Below are 2,432 nucleotides of genomic sequence, written 5' to 3'. Positions count from 1 at the left end.
CCCGGCCCGATCGGCCTTCTTAAACTGCTTCCAGTACCCAGGCCCACCCTCCCACGCAACACGCGGAAGCTGCATGATCGCGCCGCCAGTACCCGGTTTCCCGGTGGCCGAAGGGCTTGCGCTGGTCGTCGGCTTGGGTGACGAGGGGTTCGATGTCGGACGTGTGGTCGGCGCCATGGTGGCGAGGCGAGACTCTATCCGCTTCAGGGCCGCATCTTGCCGATCCTCCCGGCACGCGACGTAGTCCTGGAGTTTGGAGACGGAGTTGCGGGTGAACAGCCTCTCGCAGGGATCCTTGCCCTTGGCCAGTGCAGTCAAGGCGCCGCCGGCGAGAAACGCGCAGATCAATGCTAGCGCCAAAACGATGGGGCGACGTTTCACGACACCTCGCAAGCTCGCGACGGGAGGGGCACGAACCCGCCCCGGGATTGCTGGCCACATGCACCAGCAGCCGAGTCCGCATTTGGACGATAGCACGCTGTCCGGAACCCACACAGGGCCGTCTCCGGGCTTATGGGGCCGGAGCAGGGCGCCACCAACTTCGCGGGCACCAGCTGACCACTCCTTGTTCGCGTGGGCCTTCACCACATCCGGCGCTCAAGCCTTCCAGCTCCCGTCCAGGCTCACCGTCGCGGAAGCAGCAGGCTGTCGCGCGGGGTGGCGTTGCTAGGTGGAGAGAGTCGCAACTTCTGCAATGCCCGGGTCACAATGATTCGCGGTGCGAGCTGCCGCCGATCCCGGGCGTCGAAACAGGGTACGCCCGCCATGACCGTCCAGAGCAGAGGTATGTTCTGCTCGATCGCCGTGAGTGCAGCAGCGTGCACGAGTAGTCGCTTGTCCGGTTCCGCCGGTGCCGAGCCACCTAGGAGGTTCCTCCGGGCAGACGCCCGGTCGAGATGGCGATACAGTTCTCCTAGGGACTCCAGCCATGGTTCCGGTGCGGTCAGGCCGAGGTAGCCGGCCCGAGCACGCTCGCCAGTCAGCCGGCGCAGCGACGGTGTATTGACCAGATCCTGGAGACGCTGGAGGTATGCGTGAACGGTGGTGGGTCGATCATCGATCGACTCGACGAAATCCGCCAGGCCGAAGGCGCGGCAGTAGTCACGATGCGCATCCAATGTGAGGGTCGGGAGTGATGCGGCAGCGGCTTCGAGGAGTGAGGTCGTCGAACTGAAGGGGAAAGGGTCCAAGTAAATGTCGGCAGCCGTCAGGTATGGAAGCGGATCGGGTACCGGGCCGGTGACGTAGATCCGCTGCCCGTAGCGTTCGATCAAGTCCGGCCACGGCGGGTCCGTGGCCTCGGGCCCCACCGCGCAAAAAGCAAGCCGCGGATTGGCCTCGAGCGCCATGCCCAGCAGTCGCGAAAACGATGGCTCCAACGTAGTGTCGCGGAACTTGATCGCCCTAGCGACGGAGACGGCGACGATCGAGTCGGCAGGAAATCCCCATCCGATCGAGAGCCTCGCCTCGTCGGCTCCGCCTCGCATCGCTGGCACGGGGAGGGGGAGAAGGTACGTCAACTCCGGCGAGTAGCCGCGCGCGTGAATCGTCAGACGTCGTCCGACGTTTCGAGCGTCGACGATGGTCGTCGCGTTGCTCGGCGCCAGCCAGAACAGATGATCGGCGTGGTTGTATATCGCTACGGGTGCTCCGCTGTAGCCGTGACCGAAAGCGAGAGCGGTCACGATGTCATCGGAATGCAAGTGGCAGATCACGAAATCTACGTCGGCGGCCAACTGTCGGAGCCTTGCTGCACGTTCGAGGACGTTGGACCCGGCGACGGCCAACGCGGTGGCTGACCCTCCCGATGCGCATGCGGCCTCCGCTAGCCGCTCGAGAACCTCGTCTTGTCGGGTCACGACCACGGCCGAAATGCTGATCCGGTCACGCTGCATCCAACGCTCAGCGAGCCTGGTCAGACCGCCGATCGGCGCGGCCTCGGTGATGACGTGCATGACTCGCCGCGGGCCTGCGGCCGCTTTGGCCGGTCGACGGCTCGGTGCCAGTGCGCCATCGGCGACGATACCGATCGCAGATTCGAGATCACCACTTCGGAGGAAGCCAGTCGGGTTGGTCATTGCATACGCCGACGCAACGCGGCACCATTCCGCAGCGGTTAGGTACCGCGCGGCGCGGGCGCGGTCAATGGCGATCCGGACGATCCGACCAAACTTCCGAGCATTATCGAGGATTTGGTCTGGGTGGGGGATCGCCTCAAGGGGTTGATGATGCTCCTCGACGTCCTCGTCGTGTGGTGCCGACGCGGAATGTTGGTCGACGTGAGTCAACTCGGCTCTTCTCCTTATGTTCGGAAACACGCTCATCTCGCAACGCGACCTTGCCGTATCATCCTTGTGCGAAGGTCGACTAGCTGAGTTTGATCTTGTAGATGTGGTAGGTGTCGGCGGTGGGGAAGGTGTCGGTGAGGGTGT

2 protein-coding genes are annotated in these 2,432 nt (G+C 64.2%); both read right to left on the bottom strand.

The window, feature by feature from the left end; all coding sequences use genetic code 11:
- The coding region (locus ABD747_RS21640) for a hypothetical protein (protein WP_344808541.1) at window positions 1–381 on the bottom strand (381 nt) is incomplete at its 3' end.
- Window positions 382–623: 242 nt separating this feature from the next.
- Window positions 624–2,324, bottom strand: a complete 1,701-nt coding sequence (locus ABD747_RS21635) for a glycosyltransferase family protein (RefSeq protein ID WP_344808539.1) — start codon at window positions 2,322–2,324, stop codon at window positions 624–626.
- Window positions 2,325–2,432: the final 108 nt, after the last annotated feature.

It is taken from the genome of Microlunatus ginsengisoli, assembly GCF_039537205.1.
GTDB lineage: Bacteria > Actinomycetota > Actinomycetes > Propionibacteriales > Propionibacteriaceae > Microlunatus > Microlunatus ginsengisoli.
Note: the sequence above shows the minus strand (reverse complement) of the source record. Positions and strands in the feature narration are given on the sequence as shown.

Excerpts from the sequence above, each read along its gene's own strand:
- ABD747_RS21635 (WP_344808539.1), bottom strand. The coding sequence starts at position 2,324 with ATGAGCGTGTTTCCGAACATAAGGAGAAGAGCCGAGTTGACTCACGTC.